The organism is Mycobacterium heckeshornense, assembly GCF_016592155.1.
Taxonomy (GTDB): Bacteria; Actinomycetota; Actinomycetes; order Mycobacteriales; family Mycobacteriaceae; genus Mycobacterium; species Mycobacterium heckeshornense.
The window spans coordinates 4,256,530-4,281,440 of record NZ_AP024237.1 but is presented as its reverse complement, the minus strand read 5'-3'; the positions used below and the strand labels follow the sequence as shown (position 1 = coordinate 4,281,440).

Sequence of the window (24,911 nt, the reverse complement as noted above, 5' to 3'; positions counted from 1 at the left end):
ATGAACCCTTCGACGACGCAGGCCCGGGTGGTCGTCGATGAGCTGATCCGTGGCGGTGTCCGCGACGTGGTGCTGTGCCCGGGCTCGCGTAACGCGCCGCTGGCCTTCGCGCTGCAGGACGCCGACCGGGCCGGGCGGATCCGCCTGCATGTGCGCATCGACGAGCGCACCGCGGGCTATCTGGCCATCGGGCTGGCCATCGGCGCCGGCGCGCCGGTGTGCGTGGCGATGACGTCGGGCACCGCGGTGGCCAACCTCGGCCCCGCGGTGGTGGAGGCCAACTACGCGCGGGTGCCGCTGATCGTGTTGTCGGCCAACCGGCCCTACGAACTGCTCGGCACCGGCGCCAACCAGACCATGGAGCAGCTCGGCTACTTCGGCACCCAGGTGCGCGCCACGATCAGCCTCGGACTCGCCGAGGACGCGCCAGACCGGATGGACGTCTTCAACGCGACGTGGCGATCGGCGACCTGCCGGGTGTTGGCCGCCGCCACCGGGGCCCGCACCGCCAACGCCGGGCCGGTGCAATTCGACATCCCGCTGCGCGAGCCGCTGGTGCCCGACCCGGAACCCGGCCCGGCGGCGCCCGCCACCCCAGCGGGCCGGCCGGGCGGCTTGCCGTGGACCTACAGCCCGGCGGTCACCTTCGACCAGCCGCTAGACATCGACCTGAGCCTGGACACCATCGTCATCGCCGGTCACGGCGCCGGCGTCCACCCCAACCTGGCCGAGCTGCCGACCGTCGCCGAGCCGACAGCGCCGCCCGCCCGCAATCCACTGCATCCGATGACGCTGCCGCTGCTGCACCCGCAGCAGGTGATCATGCTGGGCCGCCCGACGCTGCACCGGCCGGTGGAAGCGTTGCTGGCCGACCCGTCGGTGCCGGTGTATGCGCTGACCACCGGCCCGCGCTGGCCGGACGTGTCGGGCAACTCACAGGCCACCGGGACCCGCGCGGTCACCACCGGCACGCCCAACCCGGCCTGGCTGCGCCGCTGCGCCGAGCTCAACCGGCACGCCCTCGACGCGGTGCGCAGCCAGCTCAAGGCCCACCCCCTGACCACCGGCCTGCATGTGGCGGCAGCGGTGGCCGACGCTTTGCGCCCCGGTGATCAGCTGGTGCTCGGCGCGTCCAACCCGGTGCGCGACGCGGCCCTGGTCGGGCTCAACCCACACGGCATCAAGGTGCGCTCCAACCGCGGCGTCGCCGGCATCGACGGCACCGTATCCACCGCGATCGGGGCCGCGCTGGCCCATGAGGGCCGCACCGTCGCGCTGATCGGCGACCTGACCTTCGTGCACGACAGCTCCGGCCTGCTGATCGGGCCCACCGAGCCGACGCCGCACAACCTGACCATCGTGGTGTCCAACGACAACGGGGGCGGCATCTTCGAGTTGCTGGAGCAGGGCGACCCGCGGTTCTCCGACGTGTCGGCGCGGATTTTCGGCACCCCGCACGACGTCGACGTCGGCGCGCTGTGCCGGGCCTACCACGTGGACAGCCGCCAAATCGAGGTCGGCGAACTCGGCGCAGCCCTCGACGAACCCAATCCCGGCATGCGGGTGCTGGAGGTCAAGGCGGACCGGTCCACGTTGCGCCGATTGCACGCTGCCATCAAGGCTGCCCTATGATCAGCTTGAAGGCCTTGTGGCGCTTGATTATTCACGGAAGTAACCGCGACGCGTCCGATACCTTGCCGCGCCGTGTGCTGCGGTGGGCCCGGGTCACGGTGCTGATCCTGGCCGGTGTAGTCACCCTGCAGTCGGTGCTGCTGGTGGCCGGTGCCTGGCGCAACGACATCGCCATCGAACACAACATGGGCGTCGCCCAGGCCGAGGTGCTCAGCGCTGGACCGCGCCGCTCGACGATCGAGTTCGTCACACCCGACCGGGTCACCTATCGACCCGAACTTGGTGTGCTCTACCCGTCCGAATTGTCCACGGGCATGCGCATTTACGTCGAATACAACAAGAGAGACCCCAACCTGGTGCGAGTACAGCACCGTAACGCCAAGCTGGCCATCATCCCGGCGGGATCCATCGCGGTGGTCGGCTGGCTGATCGCCGGTGCGGCACTGGTGGCGATCGCGGTACTCGAGACGCGGCTGGACCGTCACGCGGACCTGAACAAGCCGTCCAGCCCCCGGGGGTCTTGACGGTCGGCGCCGGCGTGCCATGCATGAGCCGTCCTGTTTCGGGTGCAGGCCAGATTTCGCGCCCCGTACGCCCTCCGGCAACCTTATCGACAAGCGATGCTGACACGGTAAATGTCGTGCGTGTGGCGATAGTCGCGGAGTCGTTTCTGCCGCACGTCAACGGCGTCAGCAATTCGGTGGTGCGGATTTTGGAACATCTGCGCCGCACCGGCCACGAAGCCCTTGTCATCGCGCCGGACACCCCGCCCGGCCAGCCCCGCGCGGAGCGGATTCACGACGGTATCCGGGTGCATCGGGTGCCGTCGCGGATGTTTCCGAAGGTGACCTCGCTGCCGCTCGGGCTGCCGATGCCCCGGATGCTGCGCGTGCTGCGCGGATTCGACCCCGACGTCGTACATCTGGCTTCGCCGGCGGTGCTCGGCTACGGCGGACTGCAGGCCGCCCGCCACCTCGGCGTGCCCACGGTCGCCGTATTCCAAACCGACGTCGCCGGTTTCGCGTCCAGCTACGGATTAGGGCCGGCGTCACGCGCGGCGTGGGCGTGGCTGCGGCACCTGCACCGCCGCGCCGACCGCACGCTGGCGCCGTCTACATCCGCGATGGAAGCCCTTGCAGCACAAGGAATTCCCCGGGTATACCACTGGGCGCGCGGTGTCGACGTGATTCGTTACGCCCCGTCGGCGCGGGACGAGTCGCTGCGCCGGCGGTGGTCGCCGCACGGCAAGCCGATCGTCGGCTTCGTGGGCCGGCTGGCCCCGGAAAAGCGGGTCGATCGGCTGGCGGCTCTGGCGCGTGACGACACCGTGCAGGTCGTAGTGGTCGGCGACGGCGTCGATCGGGCCAACCTGCAATCCGCAATGCCCACAGCGGTTTTCACGGGAGCGCTGTACGGCGAGGAGCTCGCTGCGGCATACGCCAGCATGGACGTCTTCGTGCACACCGGTGAACACGAGACGTTTTGCCAGGCCGTGCAGGAAGCGCTGGCGTCGGGGCTGCCGGTCATCGCCCCCGACGCCGGCGGGCCGCGCGACTTGGTCACGCCCTGGCGCACCGGGCTGTTGCTGCCGGTCGACGAATTCGAGGCTCGGCTGCGCACGGCGGTCGCGCATCTGATCGATCAGCGAGCCCGCTATTCGCCAGCGGCGCGGCGCAGCGTGCTGCACCGCAGCTGGCCCGCTATCTGCGACGAGCTGCTCGGCCACTACGAGGCGGTGTTGCAGACCCGCCGGCAGGCAGCGGCGTAACGTCGCGGGCGTGAGCCGCGCGAGCCTCGACAAAGACCCGCATGCCGTGGCATCGATGTTCGACGCGGTCGCGCGCCGTTACGACCTGACCAACACGGTGTTGTCGCTGGGCCAGGACCGCCATTGGCGACGCGCCACCCGGTCAGCGCTGCGGGCCGGGCCCGGCGAGCGGGTGCTGGACCTGGCCGCGGGCACCGCGGTGTCGACGGCGGAGCTGGCGAAGTCCGGCGCATGGTGTGTGGCGCTGGATTTTTCGGTCGGCATGCTCAAGGCGGGTGGTGGCCGACTGGTGCCCAAGGTCGCCGGCGACGCCACCCGGCTGCCGTTCGGCGACGGCGTGTTCGACGCGGTCGCGATCAGTTTCGGGCTGCGCAATGTGGCCGACCAGCAGGCGGCGCTGCAGGAGATGGCCCGGGTGACGCGTCCGGGCGGCAGGCTGGTGGTCTGCGAGTTCTCCACGCCGACCAACCCGCTGTTCGCCACCGTCTACCGGGAGTACCTCATGCAGGCGCTGCCACGCATCGCCCGGGCGGTGTCGAGCAATTCCGAGGCGTATGTCTATCTGGCCGAGTCGATTCGGGCGTGGCCCGACCAGCAGACGCTGGCACGGCGCATTGCGCAGGCCGGGTGGTCGGGTGTGCGGTGGCGAAACCTGACCGGCGGCATCGTCGCGCTGCATTCCGCGCACAAGCCGCGTGGATCGCCGACTGTGTAGTTTGTCGGCGCCTTTACTCGCGCGTTGTCGCCACAACCTGCACACTCGGCGCAAGACCGCTCAGCTGAACGGTTTTCGGCGGTCGAGCAGCCGCGACGCCGCCCCGCTGGCGCGCCACACCCGCGCCACCCGGTCGGCGTCGTCGTCGCTGACCAGGTTGGCCATCACCCGCACCGCGACCGCCATCAGCGCCGTCGAGCGCATCGCGACCGGCCCCGTCGCCGGCAGAAACCGCGGAAATGTCAGCAGCAGTGCCAGCCGCCGCGCCACCGAGAACGCCCGGCTGTAGTGCTGCTGCAGCAACGACGGCCACGCCGCGGACAGGTCTCCGCTGCCCAGCAGCTCGACGGCCAGCCGCCCGGCCTCCAGTCCGTAGTCGATGCCCTCGCCGTTCAACGGATTGATGCAGGCCGCGGCGTCGCCGACCAGCATCCAGTTCGGCCCGGCCACCCCGGACACCGCGCCGCCCATCGGCAGCAGCGCCGACGACACCGCCCTCGGCGGCCCGGCAAACCCCCACTCGTCGCGGCGCAGGTCGGCGTAATACGCCATCAGCGGGCGCAAAGCCAGATGCGCCGGCCGCTTCGAGGTCTGCAAGGCTCCCACGCCGATGTTCACCGCGCCGTTGCCCAGCGGGAAAATCCAGCCGTAGCCGGGCAGGATGGCGCCGTCGGGGGAGCGCACTTCCACGTGCGAGGTCAGCCACGGCTCGTCGCTGCGCGGCGAGGCCAGATACCCCCGCGCGGCGATGCCATACACCGTGTCCTGATGCCACCGTCGGCCCAACACCCGACCAAGCGGCGAGCGGGCCCCGTCGGCGACGATGAGCTCGTCGCAACCCACCTCACTGCCGTCGGCCAGTACCAGCGACCGCACGCGTCCACGCGAATCATGCTGAGCACTAACCGCTTTCATTCCCAGCAGCATTCGCGCGCCGGAATCCTCGGCCACTTTGCGGATCCGGTCGTCGAGTTCGACGCGGGCCACCGCGCTGCCCGTGGACGGGAACGACGGGCCCGGCCAGGCGACCTCGACCGCGCCGCCGAATCCGCTCATCCGCAACCCGCGGTGCCGGATGCGGGCATCCAGCCAGTCGCCCAGCCCCAGCCGCTCCAGCTCGGCCACCGCGCGCGGGGTCAGCCCGTCGCCGCAGGGCTTGTCGCGGGGGAAGCTGGCCGCGTCGATTACCAGCACGTCGCGGCCGGCCCGCGCGGCCCAGGCGGCCGCCGCGGACCCGGCCGGCCCGGCGCCCACGACCACCACGTCCGCGCTGCGGTGCATGCTCACCAGTATGTTGGTCGCGTGGGGACTCCGGCGACCGTGGTGGCTGGCTTCGACTTCGGCGATGCCGCGTTCGCTGCCAGCGTGCGAGACGGCGTCGACCGCATCGAGCAGCTCATGGAGACCGAGCTGCGCGGCAGCGACGACCTGTTGACCGAGTCGGTGCTGCACCTGTTCGAGGCCGGCGGCAAGCGGTTCCGGCCGATGTTCACGGTGTTGTCCGCGCAGCTGGGCCCCAATCCCGACGCTCAGGAGGTGACGATCGCCGGCGCGGTGATCGAGCTGGTGCATTTGGCGACGCTGTATCACGACGACGTGATGGACGAGGCGCAGCTGCGCCGGGGCGCGCAAAGCGCCAACGCGCGCTGGGGCAACAACATCGCGATCCTGGCCGGGGACTATTTGTTCGCCACCGCCTCGCGGCTGGTGTCGCGGCTGGGTCCGGACGCGGTGCGGGTGATTGCCGAGACGTTCGCCCAGCTGGTCACCGGGCAGATGCGGGAAACCCGTGGCGCGGCCGAGGGGGTGGATGCCATCGAGCACTACCTGCAGGTGGTGCACGAGAAGACCGCCTGCCTGATCGCGGCGGCGGGCCGCTTCGGCGCGACGTTCTCCGGCGCCGACGAGCAGCAGGTCGAACGGCTGAGCCGGCTCGGCGGCATCGTCGGCACCGCGTTTCAGATCTCCGACGACATCATCGACATCGACAGCGAACCCGACGAATCCGGCAAGGTGCCCGGCACCGACCTGCGCGAGGGCGTGCACACGCTGCCGGTGCTCTACGCGCTGCGAGACAGCGGGCCGCAGGCCGACCGGCTGCGCGAACTGCTGGCCGGCCCGGTCGACGACGCGGTGCTGGCCGAGGCGCTGCAGTTGCTGCGCAGCTCGCCGGGCATGGCCAAGGCCAAGGACACCGTGGCCCGCTACGCGGCCCGGGCGCGTGAGGAGCTGGCCCAGCTGCCCGATGTGGCGGGCCGCCACGCACTGGCCATGCTCGTCGAGTACACGGTCAACCGGCACGGCTGAATCCGGAACCCGGCGGCCTGCGCGGGGCGTTTAATCAGCAAGAACGGTCTTCGGAGGAGGAGAGCTGATGACTTGGCATCCGCACGCCAACAGGTTGAAGACGTTCGCGCTGCTGGTCGGCATGTCGGCGCTGATCGTGTTTATCGGCAGCCTGTTCGGCCGCACCGCGTTGCTGATCGCCACGCTGTTCGCCGTCGGAATGAACGTCTACACCTACTACAACAGCGATAAGTTGGCGCTGCGGGCGATGCACGCCCAGCCGGTGTCGGAGGTGCAGGCCCCGGCGATGTACCGGATCGTGCGCGAGCTGGCCACCGCCGCCCACCAGCCGATGCCGCGGCTTTATCTCAGCGACACCACCGCGCCCAACGCGTTTGCCACCGGCCGCAATCCGCGCAACGCCGCGGTCTGCTGCACCACCGGCATCCTGCGCATCCTCAACGAGCGCGAGCTGCGCGCCGTGCTCGGTCACGAGCTCTCCCATGTCTACAACCGCGACATCCTGATCTCCTGTGTCGCCGGGGCATTGGCGTCGGTGATCACCGCGTTGGCCAACATGGCCCTGTTGTTCGGCGGAATGGTCGGCGGCAGCGACCGTGACGATGGAGCCAATCCTTTTGCGCTGCTTCTGGTTTCGCTGCTTGGCCCGATCGCCGCGACAGTGGTGCGGCTGGCGGTATCCCGGTCGCGCGAGTATCAGGCCGACGAGTCCGGGGCGGTGCTCACCGGTGATCCGCTGGCGTTGGCGTCGGCGCTGCGAAAGATCTCCAGCGGGGTAGAGGCGGCCCCGCTGCCGCCCGAGCCGCAGCTGGCCAGCCAGGCGCACCTGATGATCGCCAACCCATTCCGCGCGGGCGAGCGGATCGGCTCGCTGTTTTCGACGCACCCCCCGATCGCCGACCGCATCCGCCGGCTCGAGGCGATGGCACGCGGCTGAGGCCGGTCTCCGGACCATTAGTGAACTTGGCGCATGTGCTACTAGACCGGCCATGAATCACTACACGTACCGCGCCGAGGCCCAACGGCGGAGGGCTGGGAATACGTGGGGCGGTGCCTCGAATTTCCGTGGTTGTCGCAGCGTGCGCCAACCCTGCAGCAGCTGCATGCGCGCCTGGCCATCGAAGCCGCTGAGCAGAACGTGTGGATGAATCCCTGGGTGGCACGGATCGACAGCCTCGCGGCCTCCTCGATTGGTGATATCGCACACGACATCGCATTCCAGAAGCACCGCATGGTCTCCGAGCGGTGTTGCTGTGGCCATTGTGACTGCGGGATCGCCCGGCCGGGCACGACGGCCGGCACGCCGAGGACACCGGTCAGCGCCAACGGTGGCCTGCGACGGTCCGTGACAACCTCGTCACCGCGCGCGCCGGTCGGTGTGGAAGTAGGTATAGCCGGTTGTCAACGCGCAGACGACGGTGGCTGCCGCCAACAGCTGTGAACCACTGACCGCCGAGCAGATGTAGCCGCCTGTCAACCCCCCAGCGACGAAGCTGGCAAAGAGCAGGAAGTGTCCCAGCCAGTCGGCAGCGGATCCGCCGCTGATGTGCCGCTCAATACCTTGGCCCAGCTTCACCACCGTCCCGGTCACGTAGCTCAGCGCTACCGACACTTCCCCATCCTTGACGAATGTGGTGTTCAAAGCGCCAATACCGAAGGCAATCACCAAGATTGGCAGGAACGCGACGGGACCAGCCGACCAGCCTTCCAGCATGATGTCGCCGACTGTGGCGATGAGAAGGCAAACAGTTGTGAGCAGAGTGGGCCCGTGCGGATGCGCTTTCCAGACGTACCGGCGGCCCAAGGAGCCGACAACCACGCCGGCTAGCAGGCATGTCACCAGGAGCGTCGCCGATATCGACATCCAGGGATCATCGACGAACAATCCCGCAACCGCGCGTTGCGTATTGCCGGTGGCCGTGGTCACGAAGTAGCCGGCGGAGTGTGTGAACGCCACCGCGCCTACCAGGCCCGCTAGCCAGGCGAGGACCCACGACAACCGTGCCTCGCTGTCGAAGATCTCACGTAGCTCGCTCCGGGACTTGGCCTGCTCGCCCGCGTTGCGGCGAAGTCGAAAACTACGTCGCCGCAGCGTGGTTGACTTCGTCGTAGCTTGGGAACGTCGGATCGACGTGCGGCGCGAGTTGCTATATCGCTGCGGCCGGAGTAGCCAAATGCCGGCAAGCAACATCCATGTCTGCCTAAACCGGCCTCGCCGAGAGCGGCTACGCGTCCCCGACGGCATGATTATGTCGCTCGACTCGACGTATTCACTGTTGCCCGTGGTCTGCTCAGTCATCCAGTGCGGTATCCTTTCGTCCTCGGTGTCCCGATCACCAATCCGGCACTGCGTGTGTCATCCGCCTGCTGGCCAGCGCGGAAGCATGCTGGGGCGCAATAAAAACCGTGAAGCGTCGGCAAGCCGCCCGGCGCTGCGGGCCGTCATCCCGGCGACCGGAACGGCGGGCACACCCGCTATTCCGTGCACTGGTAGGGCAGCTGTACCGCTGGATGGCAAGGCAGCGCTGACCGGTCCGACGCCGTTCGCAGCTGTCGCCCAGCTCTGCGGCACGGACAACGACCCGACCGAAACTGCCCGGCTCATACCCGCCGAGACCGCCGCGCCACCGGCAGTGCGCAGCCCGACGGGCCCCGCGAAACCCATTCCGGCCGCACCGGATCCGGCCGCCGCGATGCCAGCACCGCTCGCCGGGCCCGCAACATTCACCGTCTTGGCGAGGTTGGCAGCGCCGGTGACGAAGCTCAGCGCTGAAAATGTCGTTCGCGCGTGCCCGCTCACAGCGGTTGCGTGGTCGTTTAACGTATTCAACGCGGTCAGCAGCGACGATCCGGAGCCCGGCGACCCGAGTTCCTGAAGTGCTTGCGGCACAGCAGACATCACCCGGGGAGCGGTCGACAGCGCAGCTGACGTCCGGGCAGCGCCCGCCGCGCCGGCGGCTTGGGCGACGGCCAAGCTCTGCCGGGCCAGCCCGGCCGGGTCAGTGACTGCTGGCGGCGCGGTAAACGGTGTCGACGTCGATGCTGCTGCCGAGGCGGCGGCGTAGGCGGACATCACGGCGACGTCTTGGGCCCACATCTGTCCGTAGTGCGCCTCCGTGGCCGCGATCGCCGGGCCGTTTTGCCCCAACACGTTGGTCGCGACCAGCAGCGCCAGCAGCGAACGGTTGGCGGCGATCACCGGCGGAGGGACGATCGTCGCGCGTGCCGCTTCGTAGGCCGCCGCGGCTGCTCTGGCCCGGGCGGCTGTCTGTTCGGCGTGGGTGCAGGTGCTGACCAGCCACGAAATGTAATGGGCGCCAGCAGTCGCCATCGACATCGATGCTGGCCCGTGCCAAAACCCGCTGGTCAGTCCGGAGATCACCGACTGCCAAGCCCGGGCGGTTGTGTGCAAAGTCGCGGCCAGCTCATCCCAGGCTGTCGCCGCGGTGAGCAGCGGTCCTGAGCCGGGACCGGAATATATGCGAGCAGAATTGATTTCCGGCGGCAATGCCCAAAACTCCATCGCTACTGCCCACCTTCGGCAGTTGGCGATGTGGCGCGAATTGTTAACTTTCGCCGACCTTTACGGCTGGATGTGAACGAGGGCATGAAGACTTCTCCTTAAAGACATTGACTGGCTCGCGTCGACAACAGTTGGCGAGTTCACTCGGCAGCTGGCACGGTGATCGCGCCCGCTAGTGTTCAACGCAGGCGGGAGCGGCGCGACAGCGGCGGTGGCGAATCAGCGCCTGGCGACGCAGAAGTGGGTCAGACGTTCTCGACCGGGATACGAAGCGCCAGGTGCACCGGATCCGGGCACACGAGGCCGCGGCCACAATGCGGGCGGGAAGCCCAGCGAAGGTGACCACCACTGGAATTGCACCGACGACGACCAAGTCGATGGCCGTGTCCGGTGCAGAACCGCCAGGTGCAACGCCGTGTGAGTTGTCGACAGCGACGCGTTTTCGAGGTGGTGGTCGAGGCGTTCATCGGGCACGCTGGTGCCAACCACGGAGGCCGTGGGGGGATTTGGTGCTCCGGAGATGGCATGGTCAGCCCTGGCCAGCCCGTATCCGATCGTGGCAGTGATCACGCATACCGCAACCGCCAGCGCGCCAAGCGGGCCTATCCATGACGACTTGCCGACAACGCGCAACGTCACTGTGCCTCCATAGCAGCAGTGACGACGACAATCATCCGACTTCCCAACCTGTTACAGCGCGTGATGAGCGTAAGCATAAGCGACTCTCGGTTAACGTCACGGTATCTAACGTTGCAGCGAAGTGAAACTCATCGCGCACAAGCCATTACAGATACCGTGAACGTGGTAACCATGAATCGCAGCCCAATTGCTCTGCGCCAGCTTATTTATCGGTTCACCAGCGCAGCAACCACACCGACCCAACACATAGAAAACGCATACACACAAGCGCCACTTGTCAAAACCCGGCGCCGCGGACCGTGTAGCCGAGACCGGTGCAGCGAAGCCACGGCCGGCTCATGGCCTTCTCAACCGGCAGGTTCTAATAGGTTATGACCACTTACGGCGTAGCGATCATCACCCCGGACCTCAAAACGCTCGCCCAAAATGCCGAGGCAGCCGATCGCGCCGGGTTCGACGCGGTGTGGGCCTCGGAGTTCTATTCCCGGTCGGGCACCATCTCGATGGCGGCGATGGCCGCCGCGACGCGGCATTGCCGGGTGGGCTCGTCGATTATCTACGGCATCGGTCGCAGCCCGCTGGTACTGGCCACCGAAGCCCGCGATCTCGACGAAATGTCCGACGGCCGGCTGGTCCTGGGGATCGGCAACGGGACCAAGCGGATGATGAGCGACTGGCACGGCGTGACCGACACGTCGGCGCCGGCCCTGCGGATCGAAGAACTTGTCCCGCTGGTGCGCCGCATCTGGAACCTGCATGAGGGCCCGATCCGGCACGAGGGCCGCTTCTACCGGATGAACCTGGTCCCCACCGAAGCCGTCACACCGCCCAAGCGCAACATCCCGATCATCACCGCCGGCGTGCGGCCCCGCATGTGCGAAGCCGCCGGCCGCGTCGCCGACGGTCTGGCCGGGCACCCGCTGTTCACCACCACCTACGTCGAAGAAGTCGTGAAACCGGCCATCGCCAAAGGAGCTGCACACGCCGGCCGGGACCCGAAGGACGTCGAGATCGTCTCCATGGTGATGTGCTCCATCCACGACGACCCGGAGGTAGCCCGCCGCGAACTGGCCCAGCAGATCGCGTTTTACGCGTCGGTCAAGACCTACGACACGGTGCTCGACGTGAACGGCTTCACTAAGCAAGGCCACGCCATCCGGGAGGCGTTTTCCCGCCGCGACCTTCCGGCGATGTTCGACGCCGTCACCGACGACATGATCGACACCATGGGGGTCGCGGGGACCGCCGCTCAGGTCCGCGACGGCCTGCGCCGCTACGAGGGTGTCCTGGACCACATCATGGTCTACCCGCCGTCGATCGGCATCTCGCCGCAGCGCGTTCAGCAAAACCTCGAGTCACTGATCGCGGAATGCGCGCCGCGTGGGTCGACCGGTGCCTAGAACCCCGGGCCGTGGACCTCATGCCCGGGTTTTTCGGCCATCAGCCCGCGGTAGGCCTGCTCGACCGTGGACCCGTGGTTGATTACCGCGTCGACTTCGCGGGCGATCGGCATGCTCAACCCGTACTTGTCGGCGAACTCCATCACGACGCTGGCGGCTTTAACGCCCTCGGCGACCTGGTTCATCGATCCGATGATCTCGTCGATCGGCTTGCCCGCGCCGAGCTGCTCGCCGACGTGGCGGTTGCGGCTGCGCGGGCTGGTGCAGGTGACGATGAGGTCGCCCATGCCGGCCAGCCCGGCGAAGGTGTCGCGCTGCCCGCCCATGGCCTCGCCCAGCTTGGCCATCTCGCGCACCGCGCGGGCCATCACCGCCGCCCGGGTGTTCTCGCCGATGCCCAGCGAATAGCCCATACCGACGGCGATCGCGTAGACGTTCTTCAACGCGCCGGCCATCTCCACGCCGATCACGTCATCGGTGGTGTAGACGCGAAACCGCCTGGTGCGGAACAGCTCTGCGAGCCGGGCGGCGAGATGCTGGTCGGGCATCGCCAGCACCGCCGCGGCCGCGTAGCCCTCGGCGACCTCGCGGGCGATGTTGGGGCCGGCCAGGATGCCGGCCGGGTGCCCGGGCAGCACCTCGTCGACGATTTGCGACATCCGCATATTGGTGCCCTGCTCGAGGCCCTTGACCAGCGACACCACCGGCACCCAGGGCCGCAGCTCGGCGGCCAGCTCGGTGAGCACGTCGCGAAAGCCGTGCGACGGAACCCCCATGACGATGACGTCGGCGGTGTTGGCGGCCTCGGAAAAGTCGGTGGTGGCCCGCAGCGATTCGCTGAGCACGACCTCGCCGCCGAGGTAGCGGGTATTGCGGTGGTTCTCGTTGATGTCCTTGGCGACGTCCGCCGAGCGCACCCACTGCAGCGTCGGCCCCCGGCGCGCGCAGATCGAGGCGACTGTGGTTCCCCAGGAACCGCCGCCCAAGACGACGACTTTCGGTTCGCGCTTAGCAGCTGCCATGGCGATCAGCGTATTGCCGACGCCCGATGTTCACCGGCAGTTGGCGAACTGAAGGTCGCGAGCAGCCCTCAGAAGTGACCCCAGCCCCGGGTGCCGTCCCAGCCTCCGCAGGCCCCGTTGGCGCAGGCGTTGACGAAGGCGCCCTGGAACGGGTTCCAGCCGCCACAGCCGTTCCACCCGGGACCGCTGCCGCAGCCTCCGCCACCGCCTTGCCCGTCGGGCCCGCCGCTCCCTTGGGTGCCGTTGGGGTCGGCGACGACGACCTGGTGGGCCGGGGTTGCCGGGGAGTTTGCGATCACCACGGCCGTCGGCACGGCGCCAATTGCCGCCGCGGCAGCGCCCGCTACGACCACCGATCTGACGAAATTCCGCGCGCTTAGCATTCCTTCATCATGCTCCGCGATCGCGGCTTCGCCAACCATTTGTGAACGCCGCCACGCCTTTTCGCAGGTCGTTTCACGACGCTGCCGTCGCCGGCTGTGGGGCACGCCCGAAGACCATGGCCTCGGTGATCCGGTCGAACCGGTAGTCGATGGCGTCGGCGAAGTAGTTCTGGCGCACGTTCCACGGCCGCTTGGTGCCGGATTTGGGCAGCGCGTGCAGCGCGCGCAGCACGTAGCCGGCCTGGATATCCCAGGACGGTTTTTCCGGCATCGGCTCGTCGCCGCGGTGTGGGTAGGCGTGGGTGTAGCCACGAGAGTTCATGTACGCCAAGAGTTTCGCGGTCGCGCGGGCGGTCATGTCGGCGCGCAGCGTCCAGGACGCGTTGGTGTAGCCCACGCACCAGAACAGGTTGGGCACGTCTTCGAGCATGTGCGCCTTGTAGACGAAGCGGTCCTGTGGCTTGATCTCCACCCCATCCAGCGACAGCGTGACCCCGCCGAGCGCCTGCAACTGCAGCCCGGTGGCGGTGACGACGATGTCGGCGTCCAGATGCGCACCGGATTTCAGCACGATACCGGTGGTGTCGAAGTGGTCGATGTGGTCGGTGACCACCTCGGCGCGTCCTTCGCTGATCGCGACGTAGAGGTCGGCGTCCGGGATCAGGCACAGCCGCTGGTCCCACGGGTTGTACCGCGGCTTGAAATGGGTGTCGACGTCGTAGCCCTCGGGCAGGTATTTGATCGCTATCTGGCGGATCCACCACTTCATGAAGCCCGGCGTCTTGCGGGACAAGAACCAGATCGCCCCCTCCAGCAGTGCGTTGCGCATCCGGATGATCTGGTGAGCAGCCTTGCGCGGCAATGCTTTCCGTAACAGGTCCGCGAACCAGCTGTATCTGGACGCCGCGAACATGTAGGTCGGCGAGCGTTGCAGCATGACGACTTTCGAGGCCTTCTCGGTCAGCGACGGGATCAGCGACACCGCCGTCGCCCCGCTGCCGATCACCACCATCGTCTTGCCGGTGTAGTCCAGGTCCTCGGGCCAGTGCTGCGGGTGCACGACCGTGCCGCTGAACTGCTCGATGCCGGGGAATTCGGGGGTGTAGCCCTCGTCGTAGTTGTAGTAGCCCGAGCCGAAAAACACGAACCGGGCGCGGTACGTCGTGGGCGCGCCGTCCTGTTCGGCGGTGATCGTCCAGGTGTCGGTCGTCGAATCCCAGTCCGCCGCGCGCACATGGCTGTTGAACCGGATGTGGCGGTCGATGCCGTACTTGTGCGCGGTCGCGGTCAGGTACTCGCGGATGTGCACGCCCTCGGCCACACCTTCTTTGCGGGTCCACGGCTCATAGGGGAACGACAGCGTGAAGATGCTGCTGTCCGAGCGCACACCGGGGTAGCGGAACAGGTCCCAGGTGCCGCCGATCTGTCGGCGCCGCTCCAGGATGACGTAGCGGATGCCGGGATTGCGCTCGTTGATGCGATAGGCCGCGCCCAGCCCGGAGATACCCGCCCCGATGATCACCACGTCGAAATAGCCGGCGTCCTTCGGTGCGCTCACGCTGTCGGCGGCCTGCTGCGGCGTCACGGTCATCGCGAACCTCGCTTCACGGCGAACAGTGGTGCCCACCACATTAGGCACCCACCGGTTGATCGGGCCAGGGTGCTACCGGTAGTTCACGAACTGCAAAGCCACGTCCAGGTCGGCCTTCTTGAGCATCGCGATCACGGTCTGCAGGTCGTCCTTCTTTTTGCTGGACACCCGCACCTCGTCACCTTGGATCTGGGTTTTGACGTTCTTGGGCCCCTCGTCGCGGATGAGCTTGGTGATCTTCTTGGCGTTCTCGCTGCTGATGCCCTGTTTGATCGTGCCGGTGACCTTGTAGGTCTTGCCCGACGCCTGCGGTTCGCCGGCCTCGAAGGCCTTCATGGAGATGTCGCGGCGGATCAGCTTTTCCTTGAAGACCTCGACGGCGGCCTTGACGCGCTCCTCGGTCGAGCTGGTGAGCTCGATGGTGTTGTCGCCCTTCCAGGCGATCTTGGTGTCGGTGCCGCGGAAGTCGAACCGGGTTGCCAGCTCCTTGGCGGCCTGGTTGAGCGCGTTGTCGACCTCCTGGCGGTCGACCTTGCTGACGACGTCGAACGATGAATCCGCCATTGGATCCGTCCCCTTCCCATCGATATTGGGCGTTTGCGTCCGGGTTACGTCCCCGTTGTACTCTGCTACACGTAACACAGACGGCAGGTTGCCCGAGCGGCCAATGGGAGCGGACTGTAAATCCGTCGGCGTATGCCTACCCAGGTTCGAATCCTGGACCTGCCACCAGGAAACCCATCCGGAGGCTCTTGCACCGCCGAGACGCCGGGCCACAGACTGGACACCGTGGGTCGAGACGACCGACAGTCCAATGCCCTTCACGAGGCGCGTGCGACGTTTGTGGCGCTGCTCTGCGATGCCGTCGACAACGGCGCAATGCCACGCACGCGCACAGGCTTACACCCGGCCATCATCGAATCGGTCGAAGCGATCGCGGAAGCATGGCCCGCCGTTCCCGACACGCTCGTGTACCGGGCGCACCGGGCGTTCGCAAGGTATGCCGTAGCGGCGCGTCGATCCCCGACGTGAGTAGGTGAGGCGAAGCGGCGACTACGAGGCGTCGGACTTGTCCGCCCCCGGCGTCTTGGGTTTCGCGCGTGAAGCCGCTTGACGTATCCTTCGCGCTCGATGCCGTAGCAGCACCAGCGACCTGGCAAGCTCGAAAAGCACACTGACAGCATGCCAGCCGGGCGCCAACGGTCCCAGTTGCACACGCGGTTTCCCATGCAACAAGTTCGCATCACCACCCGGTCGGATCAGTCTGACCATTCGCGGCCGCGGACATCGGCGGCGGACCGTGAAACCACGTCCATGGATGTCGAGGAACGAAACCGGCGTGCTGATTGGTCGCCACCGCCGGCTGACGGTACTCGACTTGGCCAAGCCGGACTGTGGCCGTTGCTATTTCAGCTCGGATCTGTGAGCGCCGCACCGTTATAGGCGCCGAGGTCGACGGCGGTGCTGGCCACGGCACGGTCGATTTGGCGCAGCGCCAGCAAGGCGCCCAGCAGTCGGTCGCTATCGCTGTCACGTTGCCGCGCAAGGTTTTCCGAGGCGTCGAGAAGGTCGGTCGCCGGGACGACAGTGGCCGCGCCGTCGCGGGCGTTGACCAGCGCGTCGATGTTGCGGCGGACCTGCGCGGCGGCCGCGGTGACGGCGTCGGCCAGCTCGTCAGGAACATGGTCGACTTGTCCGCTGCAGCGGGCCAGGGTTCGCCCGTAGCGGTCGCACGCCGTCAGCACTCGCAGACCGCGGCGGATGCTGCGCCGACCGGACAGGCCGGCGACCCCGGCCATCAGCGGCTTGGCAGTGGCGCGGAACTGCTGCAGGTTGCGGTCCAATTGGCGCGCCTTGTCGGTCGGCGTCGGCCCGTCGCGGCCAAACATCGCCGAAACCGACGCATCGACCAGCTCCGACAGCGTGGTGAAAAAGGCGTGGGCGTCGTTGCGGACCGCAGTTCGAGTGTTGGTGGGCAGCACCAGGATTGCGACGGCCACCCCGATGACGGCGCCGATCGCGGTCTCTTCGATCCGCAGCATCAGCAGCTGGAAACTGAATTGGCCGAGCAGACCATACAGCAACGCCAGCATCGTGGTGATCCAGAAGGTCATCAGGCTGTAGGTGACCTTCATGAAGTACAGCGCGCAGAATACGCACACGAAGATCAAGATCAGCGACACCACGCGATTGCCCGACACCAGCGTGGCGATCAGCACCCCGCACGGCACACCGAGCCCGGTGCCCAGCAGCCGCTGCCAGCCCTTGGTCAGCGTTTCACCCCAGGAGTTGGTGCCGGCGAAGATCACGAACGCGGCGATCACCGCCCAATACCAGCGCGCGGGAGACACCAGCTCGCCGGTGACGATGGCCAACGAGGCGGCCACGGCGACCTGAATTGCCTGCCGTGTCGTCGGCAGCAGACCGCGTTGGCGAGGACCGTCATCGGCCGGCGCCGCCGGTGCGGGGGCCGCGGTCTGCCGGGCGCCGTGCTGCACCAGGGCACGCACTTCGGCGGCCGCTGTGGCGGTGGCGATGATGGCCAGCCCGAGGCGGCGCACCGCGACCGCGCCGGGGTCGTCGCCGTGTTGGTCGGCCAGCGGCTGGGCCAGCCGCGCGGCCCGTTGCAGCCCTTGCGGGTGCGGCAGCCGGATCGCCTGGGCGAGTTGGGACAGCGCGTCGGCCAGTTGACTGCGGGTGGCGGCGGTGATCGCGGCGGGGTGGTCCGCGGCCACGAGTGCCGCACGCGCACCGGCGCTGGCCACCCGTTCGACGGTCAGTTCGGCGTCGAATAGCCACAGCGCCAGGTCGTCGCCGCTGACCCCGGGCCACAGCGCGGCCGGGTTGACGTTGTCTTCGATCTGGCTTTGCACCATCAGCGCGGTCTCGTTGAGCCGCGCGATGCGGGCCCGCAGGCGCCGGCGCCGCCGTTCGTCGAGCCGGCCGGCCGCCAACGCCTCGGCGGTGGTGTCGATGACGATGGCCATCCGCGCCCGCAGGGACCGCATCGTCGCCTGCAGCACGCGTTCGGGCCGGTCAGGAAACGCGTAGGCCGTGATGACGAGGCTGCACGCGGCGCCCACCAGGACCGCGCCGATCATCCAGGGCAGCTCGCCGGACTGGGCTCGCAGAAACAACGTGAAGAAGTAGGCCATGAACATGACCATCCCCAACGCCCGTCCCCGCGAGCCGAAGCGGCGGACATAGACCGCGGCGAACACGATCCCGACGAACACGATGTCGCTGAGCACTTTGTGCGGAGCGAGCAGCGTGCCGGCCGTGATGGCCAGTGCCGCCGGCAGCGGCAGCAGCGCCATGGTGATCTTCTGCTGACGCGGGTCCGCCTCGTTGACCGCCCGGCCGGAAACCATGGTGATCAACACCCCGAGCAGCGCCACCGTCACCGGCTGGCCGGTCGCCCTGCTCAGCCCGTAGAGGATCGCCAAGGCGCAGGCCAGCGCGGCCGTGGTCCGGCTGGCCGCCCGCAGCCGCAGCAATCCGGGATCCGACCCGATCAGCCAGTTGCGTGCTCGCTGGTAAAGATCGGGCACCGCTAGGCCGCCTCCTTCGCTGTCGCTGTTCCATGGTGACTGCCCGTGGCTTGGCCGCAGAAACGCCGCGGTCGATTAGGGTTCGAGTTCGTGACGGCGCCGACGCGGGCCACCCTGGCCGATGGCCGTGAGCTGCTGTTCTTCGCGTTGCCCGGCCGCACCCCGGCGCCGGTCGCCGACCGCCGGCCCTTGCCCCCGCGCGACCCGTGCCCGTCGCAGCTGCGGTTCGACCGCACCACCGGGCAGTGGGTGATCATCGCGGCGCTGCGCCAAGACCGCACCTATAAGCCGCCGCCCGATCAATGTCCGCTGTGCCCGGGTCCGACCGGGCTCACCAGCGAGGTACCCGCCCCCGATTACGACGTCGTGGTGTTCGAGAACCGGTTCCCCAGCCTGTCCGGGGCCGGAGGCGCGGCGCCGCGGGCGCCCGACGGGTTCGCGCCGCTGCCCGGGCATGGCCGCTGCGAGGTGATCTGCTTTTCCAGCGACCACACCGGCTCCTTCGCCGCGCTGGACGTGGCGCAGGCCCGGCTCGTCGTCGAGGCGTGGCGGCACCGCACAGCCGAGCTGATGGCCCGTCCCGAGGTCGAGCAGGTGTTCTGCTTCGAGAACCGCGGCGAGGAAGTCGGGGTCACACTGACCCATCCGCACGGGCAGATCTACGGCTACCCGTTTTTGACCCCCCGTGCCGCGACCATGCTCCAACAGGCCGATCAGCATCGAAAACAACACGGCAGTAACCTGTTTGACGATCTGCTGGCACGCGAGGTAGCCGACGGCGGCCGGGTCATCGCCCGTACCGAGCTGTTCACCGCGTTCGTGCCGTTTGCCGCGCGCTGGCCGGTCGAGGTGCACATCTACCCAAACAGGTTCGCGCACAACCTGGTCGAACTCGACACCGCCGAACTCGACGAGTTCACCCAGCTATACCTTGACGTGCTGCGCCGATTCGACCGCATGTACTCTGCTCCGCTGCCGTACATGTCGGCGTTGCACCAGTTCTCCGACACCGACGCCCAGCGGGAGGGCTACTTCCATGTCGAGTTGATGTCGATCCGACGCAGCGCGACCGCGCTGAAATATCTGGCGGCCTCGGAGTCGGCGATGGATGCGTTCATCAGCGACGTGGCACCCGAGGACGTCGCCGCGCGATTGCGAGAACTGGCATGACCGTGCGATACGCCGCGCCGGGGCGGATCAACCTGATCGGCGAGCACACCGACTACAACTTGGGATTCGCGCTGCCGATCGCGCTGCCGCAGCGCACCGTGGCGACGTTCACGGCCCAGCAAAGCGACGCGATCACCGTGTGCAGCGACCGCGCCGACGGCACGGTGCGCATCCCGCTCGACACCGCACCCGGTGAGGTGAGCGGCTGGGCGGGCTATGTGGCCGGGGTGGTGTGGGCGCTGCGCGTCGCCGGGCATCCCGTGCCCGGCGGCGCCATGTCGATCACCAGCGATGTCGAAATCGGGTCGGGCCTGGCGTCGTCGGCAGCCTTGGGGTGCGCGGTGCTCGGTGCGTTGACGTCGGCGGCCGATGTCCGCATCGAGCGCATCGAGCAGGCCCGGCTGGCTCAGTGTGCCGAAAACGAATACGTCGGCGCGCCAACGGGTTTACTCGACCAACTGGCCGCGCTCTTCGGGCAGCGGTCGACGGCGCTGCTGATCGACTTTCGCGCCCTGACGGTGCGGCCGGTGCCGTTCGATCCCGACGCGTGCGGGGTTGCGCTGCTGCTGATCGACTCGCGGGTCCGGCACAGTCACGCCGGCGGCGAATATGCCGCCCGTCGCGCGTCCTGCGACCGTGCCGCGGCGGACCTGCGGGTGTCGTCGCTGCGTGAGGTCGACGATTTGTCAGCGCTGACGACCGTCACCGGACCCGTCGACGCCCGCCGCGCCCGCCATGTGCTGACCGAAAACCAACGTGTACTTGATTTCGTTGCCGCGCTGGATGATTCGGATTTCGGCGAAGCCGGCCGCATCCTGACCGCCTCGCATGCGTCGATGCGCGACGACTTCGAAATCACCACCGACCAGATCGATGTCATCGCCGACGCCGCCGTTGAGGCCGGCGCTTTCGGGGCCCGGATGACGGGCGGCGGCTTCGGCGGCTGCGTGATCGCGCTGGTGCCGGCCGAGCGCGTCGACGCCGTCGCCGAGGCGGTGCGGCGGGCGGTGCACGAGGCGGGCTATCGGCAGCCGGTCATCACCCGCACCCGTGCCTCGCCGGGCGCAGGCCTGGTGTGAGCTGATTGCGCCTGGCCGAGACCGGGGGAGAGCATGGGGCATGGCCGGCTATGTGGAGGTGCGGGCATACGCCGAACTCAACGACTTCCTGGACCCGCAGTCGCGTGGTCTGACGCTGCGCCGGCCGTTCCGCAGCCATCAGACCGTCAAGGATGTGCTGGAGGCCATGGGCATCCCGCACACCGAGGTCGATCTCATCCTGGTCAACGGCGAACCGGTCGACTTCGCCCATCGCCCGCAAACGGGTGACCGCATCGCCGCCTACCCGGTGTTCGAGGCGCTCGACATCGGGTCGACGACCAGGCTGCGGCGAGAACCGCTGCGCGATCCGCGCTTCGTCGTCGACGTCAACCTGGGCGGGCTCGCGCGGTTGCTGCGCGTGCTGGGCTTCGACGTGTGGTTCTCCGGCGACGCCGACGATCACACGTTGGCTGATATCAGCTTGGCCCAGCAGCGGATTCTGCTGACCCGCGACCGGGCGCTGTTGAAGCGTCGCGCGATCACCCATGGCCTGTTCGTGCGGGCCCACGACCCGGAAGAGCAGACGCTGGAAGTGTTGCGGCGGTTGGATCTGCGCGAGCGGCTGGCTCCGCTGACCCGGTGCGTGCGGTGCAACGGCGCGCTGGCGCCGGTCACCAAGGACGAGGTGATCGACCAGCTCGAGCCGTTGACCCGCCGCTACTACGACGAATTCAGCCGCTGCGCCGACTGCGGGCAGATCTATTGGGCCGGCTCACATTATGCGAAGTTGCTGGGCCGTGTGCAGCGGCTGCGCGACCAGCTCTTCAGCTGTTGACGGCGGCCCCGGGGGCGGTGATCGACGGAATCCGCTTGTCAGCACTGTGCAAATCGCCGCGACCAGTCCGTCACGTGAGCGGCTACGCGCTGTCGATGTGCCAACCGACCGTAAAGCCTTGCCGCAACACGAGTTCGGTGAGCACGTCGGCCCGCTCGGCAAGCGGCCACGACTCGGGGCTGAACGCATCGAGGGCAAAGAACGCGAAGTTGGCCGAGGTCTCCGGGGTGGTGCGCGGCCGGTAGACGATGGCGTCAAGGTCGCTCCACCACCGCTTGACCGCGTCGGCGAGCCGATGGCAGGTGTCCCACACGTCGGGATGCTGGCCGGTGCTGATCTGGTCGTCGACACCGAGCGCATCGAGGTTGGCCTCGGTGCGCAGGTCGAGCACCCGCAGGTGTCGGACGGCGACGAGCCGCACCACGTGGTGGGCGGCGTGGTCGGCGGGAATCACCAGTCCGGTGGGCCGGTACCGTTCCCGGAATGCGCCGACGAGGCTGGCCGCGGCGTATCGCGTTCGAAACGATCCGGATTCGGGGTCGAACCGGAACCGCGCCTCCGGAAACCCCTGCCACGTCCATCCCGCGGGTACGGTGGCGTCGACGCGCCACAGCTGGGTGCCGGCGGACACGCGCCGACGGCGCAGGCCGACCGGCCGAGCCGCCGGTAAGGGCGCCTGATAGCCGGCGGGAAGCTCAGGCACCGACGGCAGTCAGCATCCGCCACGCGGTCTCGGCGGTCTTCCGGCGGCGCAGCGCCTCGGCAATCGACGAACCGCCCAGTTCGTCGTGCTTCAGTCGCATGATGCGATCGGCGGCCAACGGATCGGAGGTGAAGCGCGCTAACAGCTCCAGAATCCGCGGCAGGTCGGGCCGCAACCGGTCGCCGTCGAATTGCCAAGCCGGAAACCAGGTTTGATTACCGACTGCGGAGCCCAGCAGCTTGCCGCGGCTGCGCAGCCGGTGCACCGCCTGCGGCGACTTCAGGCCCAGCCGCGCTTGTACGTGCGGTGTGGGCAGCGAACCGTCGACGAACTCGTGCACCAGGGCGGTGCGGCGCTTGTCGTTCAACCGGGCGGCGGCGATGCGCTCGAGCGTGCCCTGCGGGGCGGTCGGCGCCTCCAGCAGGGCATCGAGCACCTCGGCGAATCCGGAATCCTTCTCTGCACGCTCGGCGACCTGCCGGACGAGCGGGGCAACAGCGGTGGGCATGCGGCCATCCTACGCCACCTGGGTCCTCGATTGAAACAATCGAAACAACGATGTCCGTTGTTCGGCGTACCGTGGCGTGAGCCGACGAATACGTAAGGAGTGACAGTGCCACGAACCGACAACGACACCTGGGACATCACCGAAAGCGTGGGCGCGACGGCGCTGGGCGTGGCCGCGGCGCGAGCGGTGGAAACGGAAAGCGACGACCCGCTGATCCGCGACCCGTTCGCGCGGGTGTTCCTCGACGCCGCCGGCGAGGGCATGTGGAACTGGTTCGCCGCACCGCAGCTGCCCCCGGAGATCGTCGAGGCCGAGCCCGATCTGCCGCTGCGGATGCGGTCAATGGTCAACTACATGGCCTCGCGGACGGCGTTTTTCGACGAGTTCTTCCTCGACGCGACCAAGGCGGGCGTGCGGCAAGCAGTGATCCTGGCGGCCGGCCTGGATTCGCGGGCGTGGCGGCTGCCGTGGCCGGACGGGACGACGGTCTATGAGCTCGACCAGCCCAAGGTGCTGGAGTTCAAGTCGTCGACGCTGCAGCAACGCGGTGATGAGCCGACGGCCAACCTGGTTAATGTCCCGGTCGATTTGCGCCACGACTGGCCGGCAGCGTTGCAGCAGGCCGGTTTTGACGCGACGGCGCCCGGTGTCTGGTCGGTGGAGGGGCTGTTGCCGTTTCTGCCGGCAGCAGCCCAGGATCTGCTGTTCGAGCGGGTTCACGCGTTGAGCGTCGCGGGCAGCCGTATCGCCGTCGAGGCGCCCGGCCCCGGCTTCGCCGACCCGAAGGTGCGTGAACGGCAGCGAGCACAGATGCAGCGCTACCGTGCCCTGGCGGCAAAACTTGACCTGCAGCAGGACATTCCGGATGTCCAGGAGCTGTGGTACTTCGAGGAGCGCGAGGATGTCGGCGACTGGTTGCGCCGCCACGGCTGGGACGTATCGGTGGTGCCGGCTGAGGAGCTGATGACCCGCTATGGGCGCCCGCCCGCGGACATCGATGACGCGGCGCCGCGCAGCTTGTTCGTGTCGGCGCAACGGCTGTAGGGCCCCGCGGCGCGGCAGGTATGGCCGCGGTCAGCTGTCGCTGGATCAGCTTGGGGTGATCGCTGCGGGACGGGTGAGCGCTCCGATGAGCATTACGCGGCGCTGGCGGCGGTGGTCACAGTCGACCAAGTTGCGCACCGCGATGAAGCTGACTCATCCCTTTCATCTAAATTGGTCTTGCCGGGTTAGATTTTGCTATCCGGCAAGACGAATTGGAAGCCGCCCAAGATCGCCCGCTTGGCTGTCACAAAGAGCGGGTTCTCAGGTTCAGTCGTTTGAATGCCGACTGTCGAAATCCACACCCTATTATGTTGGTCTTTGGCGGCGACGATAATGGTGGTCGCCTGACGGCCCTCATATTTGTAATTGAGGGTCAAACTCGGGTAATTGCATAAGGTGCCAGGTGCTTCCGAGTCTATACTCACCTTCTGGGCCAGTCCAGCACGTTCGGTGTCGATTGCTTGTTCCGGTGTACTCGAGTCGCTGGTTACTTCGGCGAGAGTCACCACGGCATTCGGAACGAAACCGTTAGCTTGCAATCCTTCGTTGAGAATCGCGCCACGAACCAATGGTGAATTGTGCTTGCCGGAAAACTTCCAGCCCTGAGGCGTTGGGATGGAGATAGTCGGTTCGTCGACGCCATTCTTTGGCAGGACAGTTAAAGGTACGCCGTTGCTCGCCGAGCAATGATACGGAGAACTCGATGCCGATGCTGTGGACGAATGACTCGAGTTGATAGGAGAAGTGCACCCGGCGTGGGCAAGAATAAGCGCTACCATCCCAACCGTCGTCAGGTATCTTCGCATGGCGAGCGTTCTCATCTGATTACCAGAGACAATTGTTAGGTGCGGTACCGAAAATAGCCGACGGCGAATAAGACGAAGATCGGAAATCCAAACCCTAAACCTGCTATCACGCTCTTGAAGCCCAAGGATAGACACGCGACGACCAGTAGAGGCGCGATCAACCAGTACGTCCACTTTCGAAGTTTCCCTTTGTCGGGGTCGATAAAAAACATTGTACCGATCGTGACGATCAGCGCTATCGCTATATAAAATTCTGCGGCGCTGCTCAATTTCT

General features: G+C 67.5%; 22 protein-coding genes, 1 tRNA gene and 1 pseudogene. 13 read left to right on the top strand and 11 right to left on the bottom strand.

Annotated elements, in window-relative coordinates:
• From menD to MHEC_RS20635, 4 genes are all read left to right on the top strand, one after another.
• Positions 1–1,632: a 2-succinyl-5-enolpyruvyl-6-hydroxy-3-cyclohexene-1-carboxylic-acid synthase gene (gene menD / locus MHEC_RS20650; protein ID WP_048889643.1), complete on the top strand. Its 1,632-nt coding sequence runs from the start codon at positions 1–3 to the stop codon at positions 1,630–1,632.
• The gene (locus MHEC_RS20645; RefSeq protein ID WP_048889644.1) at positions 1,629–2,156 is read left to right on the top strand and encodes a DUF3592 domain-containing protein; all 528 of its coding nucleotides are present in this window, start codon (positions 1,629–1,631) and stop codon (positions 2,154–2,156) included. Before menD ends, MHEC_RS20645 begins: the two co-directional genes overlap by 4 nt.
• A 116-nt stretch (positions 2,157–2,272) precedes the next feature.
• Positions 2,273–3,400, top strand: coding sequence for a glycosyltransferase family 4 protein (locus MHEC_RS20640; protein WP_048889645.1), 1,128 nt, complete (start codon positions 2,273–2,275; stop codon positions 3,398–3,400).
• Positions 3,401–3,410: 10 nt separating this feature from the next.
• Positions 3,411–4,115, top strand: a complete 705-nt coding sequence (locus tag MHEC_RS20635) for a demethylmenaquinone methyltransferase (protein WP_048889646.1) — start codon at positions 3,411–3,413, stop codon at positions 4,113–4,115.
• A 60-nt stretch (positions 4,116–4,175) separates the two neighbouring features.
• Here MHEC_RS20635 and menJ read toward each other — a convergent pair whose 3' ends face one another.
• The gene (gene menJ / locus MHEC_RS20630) at positions 4,176–5,402 is read right to left on the bottom strand and encodes a menaquinone reductase (protein WP_099868741.1); all 1,227 of its coding nucleotides are present in this window, start codon (positions 5,400–5,402) and stop codon (positions 4,176–4,178) included.
• 15 nt (positions 5,403–5,417) lie between these two features.
• Between menJ and grcC1 the strand changes: the two genes are divergently transcribed.
• Both grcC1 and htpX read left to right on the top strand, forming a co-directional pair.
• A complete protein-coding gene (gene grcC1, locus MHEC_RS20625) occupies positions 5,418–6,422 on the top strand; it encodes a nonaprenyl/(2E,6E)-farnesyl/geranylgeranyl diphosphat synthase (RefSeq protein WP_048889647.1) in 1,005 nt (334 codons plus the stop codon).
• A 67-nt stretch (positions 6,423–6,489) separates the two neighbouring features.
• Positions 6,490–7,359, top strand: a complete 870-nt coding sequence (gene htpX, locus MHEC_RS20620) for a zinc metalloprotease HtpX (protein ID WP_048893485.1) — start codon at positions 6,490–6,492, stop codon at positions 7,357–7,359.
• Positions 7,360–7,779: 420 nt separating this feature from the next.
• On the opposite strand, the gene MHEC_RS20610 is transcribed toward htpX, so the two are convergent.
• Complete coding sequence (locus MHEC_RS20610; RefSeq protein WP_236591513.1) at positions 7,780–8,421, bottom strand: YoaK family protein; 642 nt, start codon at positions 8,419–8,421, stop codon at positions 7,780–7,782.
• 357 nt (positions 8,422–8,778) lie between these two features.
• Complete coding sequence (locus MHEC_RS20605; RefSeq protein WP_048893484.1) at positions 8,779–9,945, bottom strand: PPE family protein; 1,167 nt, start codon at positions 9,943–9,945, stop codon at positions 8,779–8,781.
• A gap of 1,010 nt (positions 9,946–10,955) precedes the next feature.
• Here MHEC_RS20605 and MHEC_RS20600 point away from each other — a divergent pair.
• Complete coding sequence (locus tag MHEC_RS20600; RefSeq protein ID WP_048893483.1) at positions 10,956–11,984, top strand: LLM class flavin-dependent oxidoreductase; 1,029 nt, start codon at positions 10,956–10,958, stop codon at positions 11,982–11,984.
• On the opposite strand, the gene MHEC_RS20595 is transcribed toward MHEC_RS20600, so the two are convergent.
• The 4 genes from MHEC_RS20595 to MHEC_RS20580 form a co-directional block, all read right to left on the bottom strand.
• A complete protein-coding gene (locus tag MHEC_RS20595) occupies positions 11,981–13,006 on the bottom strand; it encodes an NAD(P)H-dependent glycerol-3-phosphate dehydrogenase (protein WP_048893482.1) in 1,026 nt (341 codons plus the stop codon). The two genes, MHEC_RS20600 and MHEC_RS20595, sit on opposite strands and share 4 nt — an antisense overlap.
• Before the next feature lie 68 nt (positions 13,007–13,074).
• Positions 13,075–13,389, bottom strand: coding sequence for a hypothetical protein (locus MHEC_RS20590; RefSeq protein WP_048893488.1), 315 nt, complete (start codon positions 13,387–13,389; stop codon positions 13,075–13,077).
• Between the two features lie 73 nt (positions 13,390–13,462).
• Positions 13,463–14,980: a flavin-containing monooxygenase gene (locus MHEC_RS20585; protein ID WP_048893481.1), complete on the bottom strand. Its 1,518-nt coding sequence runs from the start codon at positions 14,978–14,980 to the stop codon at positions 13,463–13,465.
• 72 nt (positions 14,981–15,052) lie between these two features.
• Complete coding sequence (locus MHEC_RS20580) at positions 15,053–15,544, bottom strand: YajQ family cyclic di-GMP-binding protein (protein WP_048893480.1); 492 nt, start codon at positions 15,542–15,544, stop codon at positions 15,053–15,055.
• Positions 15,545–15,626: 82 nt separating this feature from the next.
• Between MHEC_RS20580 and MHEC_RS20575 the strand changes: the two genes are divergently transcribed.
• A tRNA-Tyr gene (locus MHEC_RS20575) sits at positions 15,627–15,712 on the top strand.
• 677 nt (positions 15,713–16,389) lie between these two features.
• Here the strand turns inward: MHEC_RS20575 and MHEC_RS20570 are convergent.
• Positions 16,390–18,498 (bottom strand): FUSC family protein, encoded by a 2,109-nt coding sequence (locus MHEC_RS20570; protein ID WP_048893487.1) that lies wholly within the window; start codon positions 18,496–18,498, stop codon positions 16,390–16,392.
• Between the two features lie 123 nt (positions 18,499–18,621).
• Here MHEC_RS20570 and MHEC_RS25145 point away from each other — a divergent pair.
• From MHEC_RS25145 to MHEC_RS20555, 4 genes and pseudogenes are all read left to right on the top strand, one after another.
• Positions 18,622–18,714 (top strand): annotated as a pseudogene (locus tag MHEC_RS25145) (galactose-1-phosphate uridylyltransferase); the annotation flags it as partial.
• A 6-nt stretch (positions 18,715–18,720) separates the two neighbouring features.
• A complete protein-coding gene (gene galT, locus MHEC_RS20565) occupies positions 18,721–19,701 on the top strand; it encodes a galactose-1-phosphate uridylyltransferase (protein WP_372507364.1) in 981 nt (326 codons plus the stop codon).
• Positions 19,698–20,780, top strand: a complete 1,083-nt coding sequence (locus tag MHEC_RS20560; RefSeq protein WP_048893477.1) for a galactokinase — start codon at positions 19,698–19,700, stop codon at positions 20,778–20,780. Before galT ends, MHEC_RS20560 begins: the two co-directional genes overlap by 4 nt.
• A gap of 40 nt (positions 20,781–20,820) precedes the next feature.
• Entirely contained in the window at positions 20,821–21,576 is a 756-nt protein-coding gene (locus MHEC_RS20555; RefSeq protein ID WP_048893476.1) for a Mut7-C RNAse domain-containing protein, read from the top strand.
• Between the two features lie 82 nt (positions 21,577–21,658).
• Here the strand turns inward: MHEC_RS20555 and MHEC_RS20550 are convergent, their stop codons facing one another.
• Together MHEC_RS20550 and MHEC_RS20545 are read right to left on the bottom strand one after the other, a co-directional pair.
• Positions 21,659–22,279, bottom strand: coding sequence for a hypothetical protein (locus tag MHEC_RS20550; protein ID WP_099868738.1), 621 nt, complete (start codon positions 22,277–22,279; stop codon positions 21,659–21,661).
• Entirely contained in the window at positions 22,272–22,787 is a 516-nt protein-coding gene (locus MHEC_RS20545; RefSeq protein ID WP_048893475.1) for a hypothetical protein, read from the bottom strand. The genes MHEC_RS20550 and MHEC_RS20545 overlap by 8 nt, the downstream gene beginning before the upstream one ends.
• Before the next feature lie 105 nt (positions 22,788–22,892).
• Here MHEC_RS20545 and MHEC_RS20540 point away from each other — a divergent pair, with 105 nt between their 5' ends.
• Complete coding sequence (locus MHEC_RS20540) at positions 22,893–23,831, top strand: class I SAM-dependent methyltransferase (RefSeq protein ID WP_048893474.1); 939 nt, start codon at positions 22,893–22,895, stop codon at positions 23,829–23,831.
• A 185-nt stretch (positions 23,832–24,016) separates the two neighbouring features.
• Here MHEC_RS20540 and MHEC_RS20535 read toward each other — a convergent pair whose 3' ends face one another.
• Positions 24,017–24,652 (bottom strand): LpqN/LpqT family lipoprotein, encoded by a 636-nt coding sequence (locus tag MHEC_RS20535; RefSeq protein ID WP_083569501.1) that lies wholly within the window; start codon positions 24,650–24,652, stop codon positions 24,017–24,019.
• Positions 24,653–24,911 lie beyond the last annotated feature (259 nt).

What these genes read in the sequence shown, in the direction of transcription:
- menD (WP_048889643.1), top strand. Translation starts at nt 1, where the DNA reads ATGAACCCTTCGACGACGCAGGCCCGGGTGGTCGTCGATGAGCTGATC.
- MHEC_RS20645 (WP_048889644.1), top strand. Translation starts at nt 1,629, where the DNA reads ATGATCAGCTTGAAGGCCTTGTGGCGCTTGATTATTCACGGAAGTAAC.
- htpX (WP_048893485.1), top strand. Translation starts at nt 6,490, where the DNA reads ATGACTTGGCATCCGCACGCCAACAGGTTGAAGACGTTCGCGCTGCTG.
- MHEC_RS20605 (WP_048893484.1), bottom strand. Translation starts at nt 9,945, where the DNA reads ATGGAGTTTTGGGCATTGCCGCCGGAAATCAATTCTGCTCGCATATAT.
- MHEC_RS20600 (WP_048893483.1), top strand. Translation starts at nt 10,956, where the DNA reads ATGACCACTTACGGCGTAGCGATCATCACCCCGGACCTCAAAACGCTC.
- MHEC_RS20595 (WP_048893482.1), bottom strand. Translation starts at nt 13,006, where the DNA reads ATGGCAGCTGCTAAGCGCGAACCGAAAGTCGTCGTCTTGGGCGGCGGT.
- MHEC_RS20590 (WP_048893488.1), bottom strand. Translation starts at nt 13,389, where the DNA reads ATGCTAAGCGCGCGGAATTTCGTCAGATCGGTGGTCGTAGCGGGCGCT.
- MHEC_RS20585 (WP_048893481.1), bottom strand. Translation starts at nt 14,980, where the DNA reads ATGACCGTGACGCCGCAGCAGGCCGCCGACAGCGTGAGCGCACCGAAG.
- MHEC_RS20580 (WP_048893480.1), bottom strand. Translation starts at nt 15,544, where the DNA reads ATGGCGGATTCATCGTTCGACGTCGTCAGCAAGGTCGACCGCCAGGAG.
- MHEC_RS20560 (WP_048893477.1), top strand. Translation starts at nt 19,698, where the DNA reads ATGACCGTGCGATACGCCGCGCCGGGGCGGATCAACCTGATCGGCGAG.
- MHEC_RS20555 (WP_048893476.1), top strand. Translation starts at nt 20,821, where the DNA reads ATGGCCGGCTATGTGGAGGTGCGGGCATACGCCGAACTCAACGACTTC.
- MHEC_RS20545 (WP_048893475.1), bottom strand. Translation starts at nt 22,787, where the DNA reads ATGCCCACCGCTGTTGCCCCGCTCGTCCGGCAGGTCGCCGAGCGTGCA.
- MHEC_RS20535 (WP_083569501.1), bottom strand. Translation starts at nt 24,652, where the DNA reads ATGAGAACGCTCGCCATGCGAAGATACCTGACGACGGTTGGGATGGTA.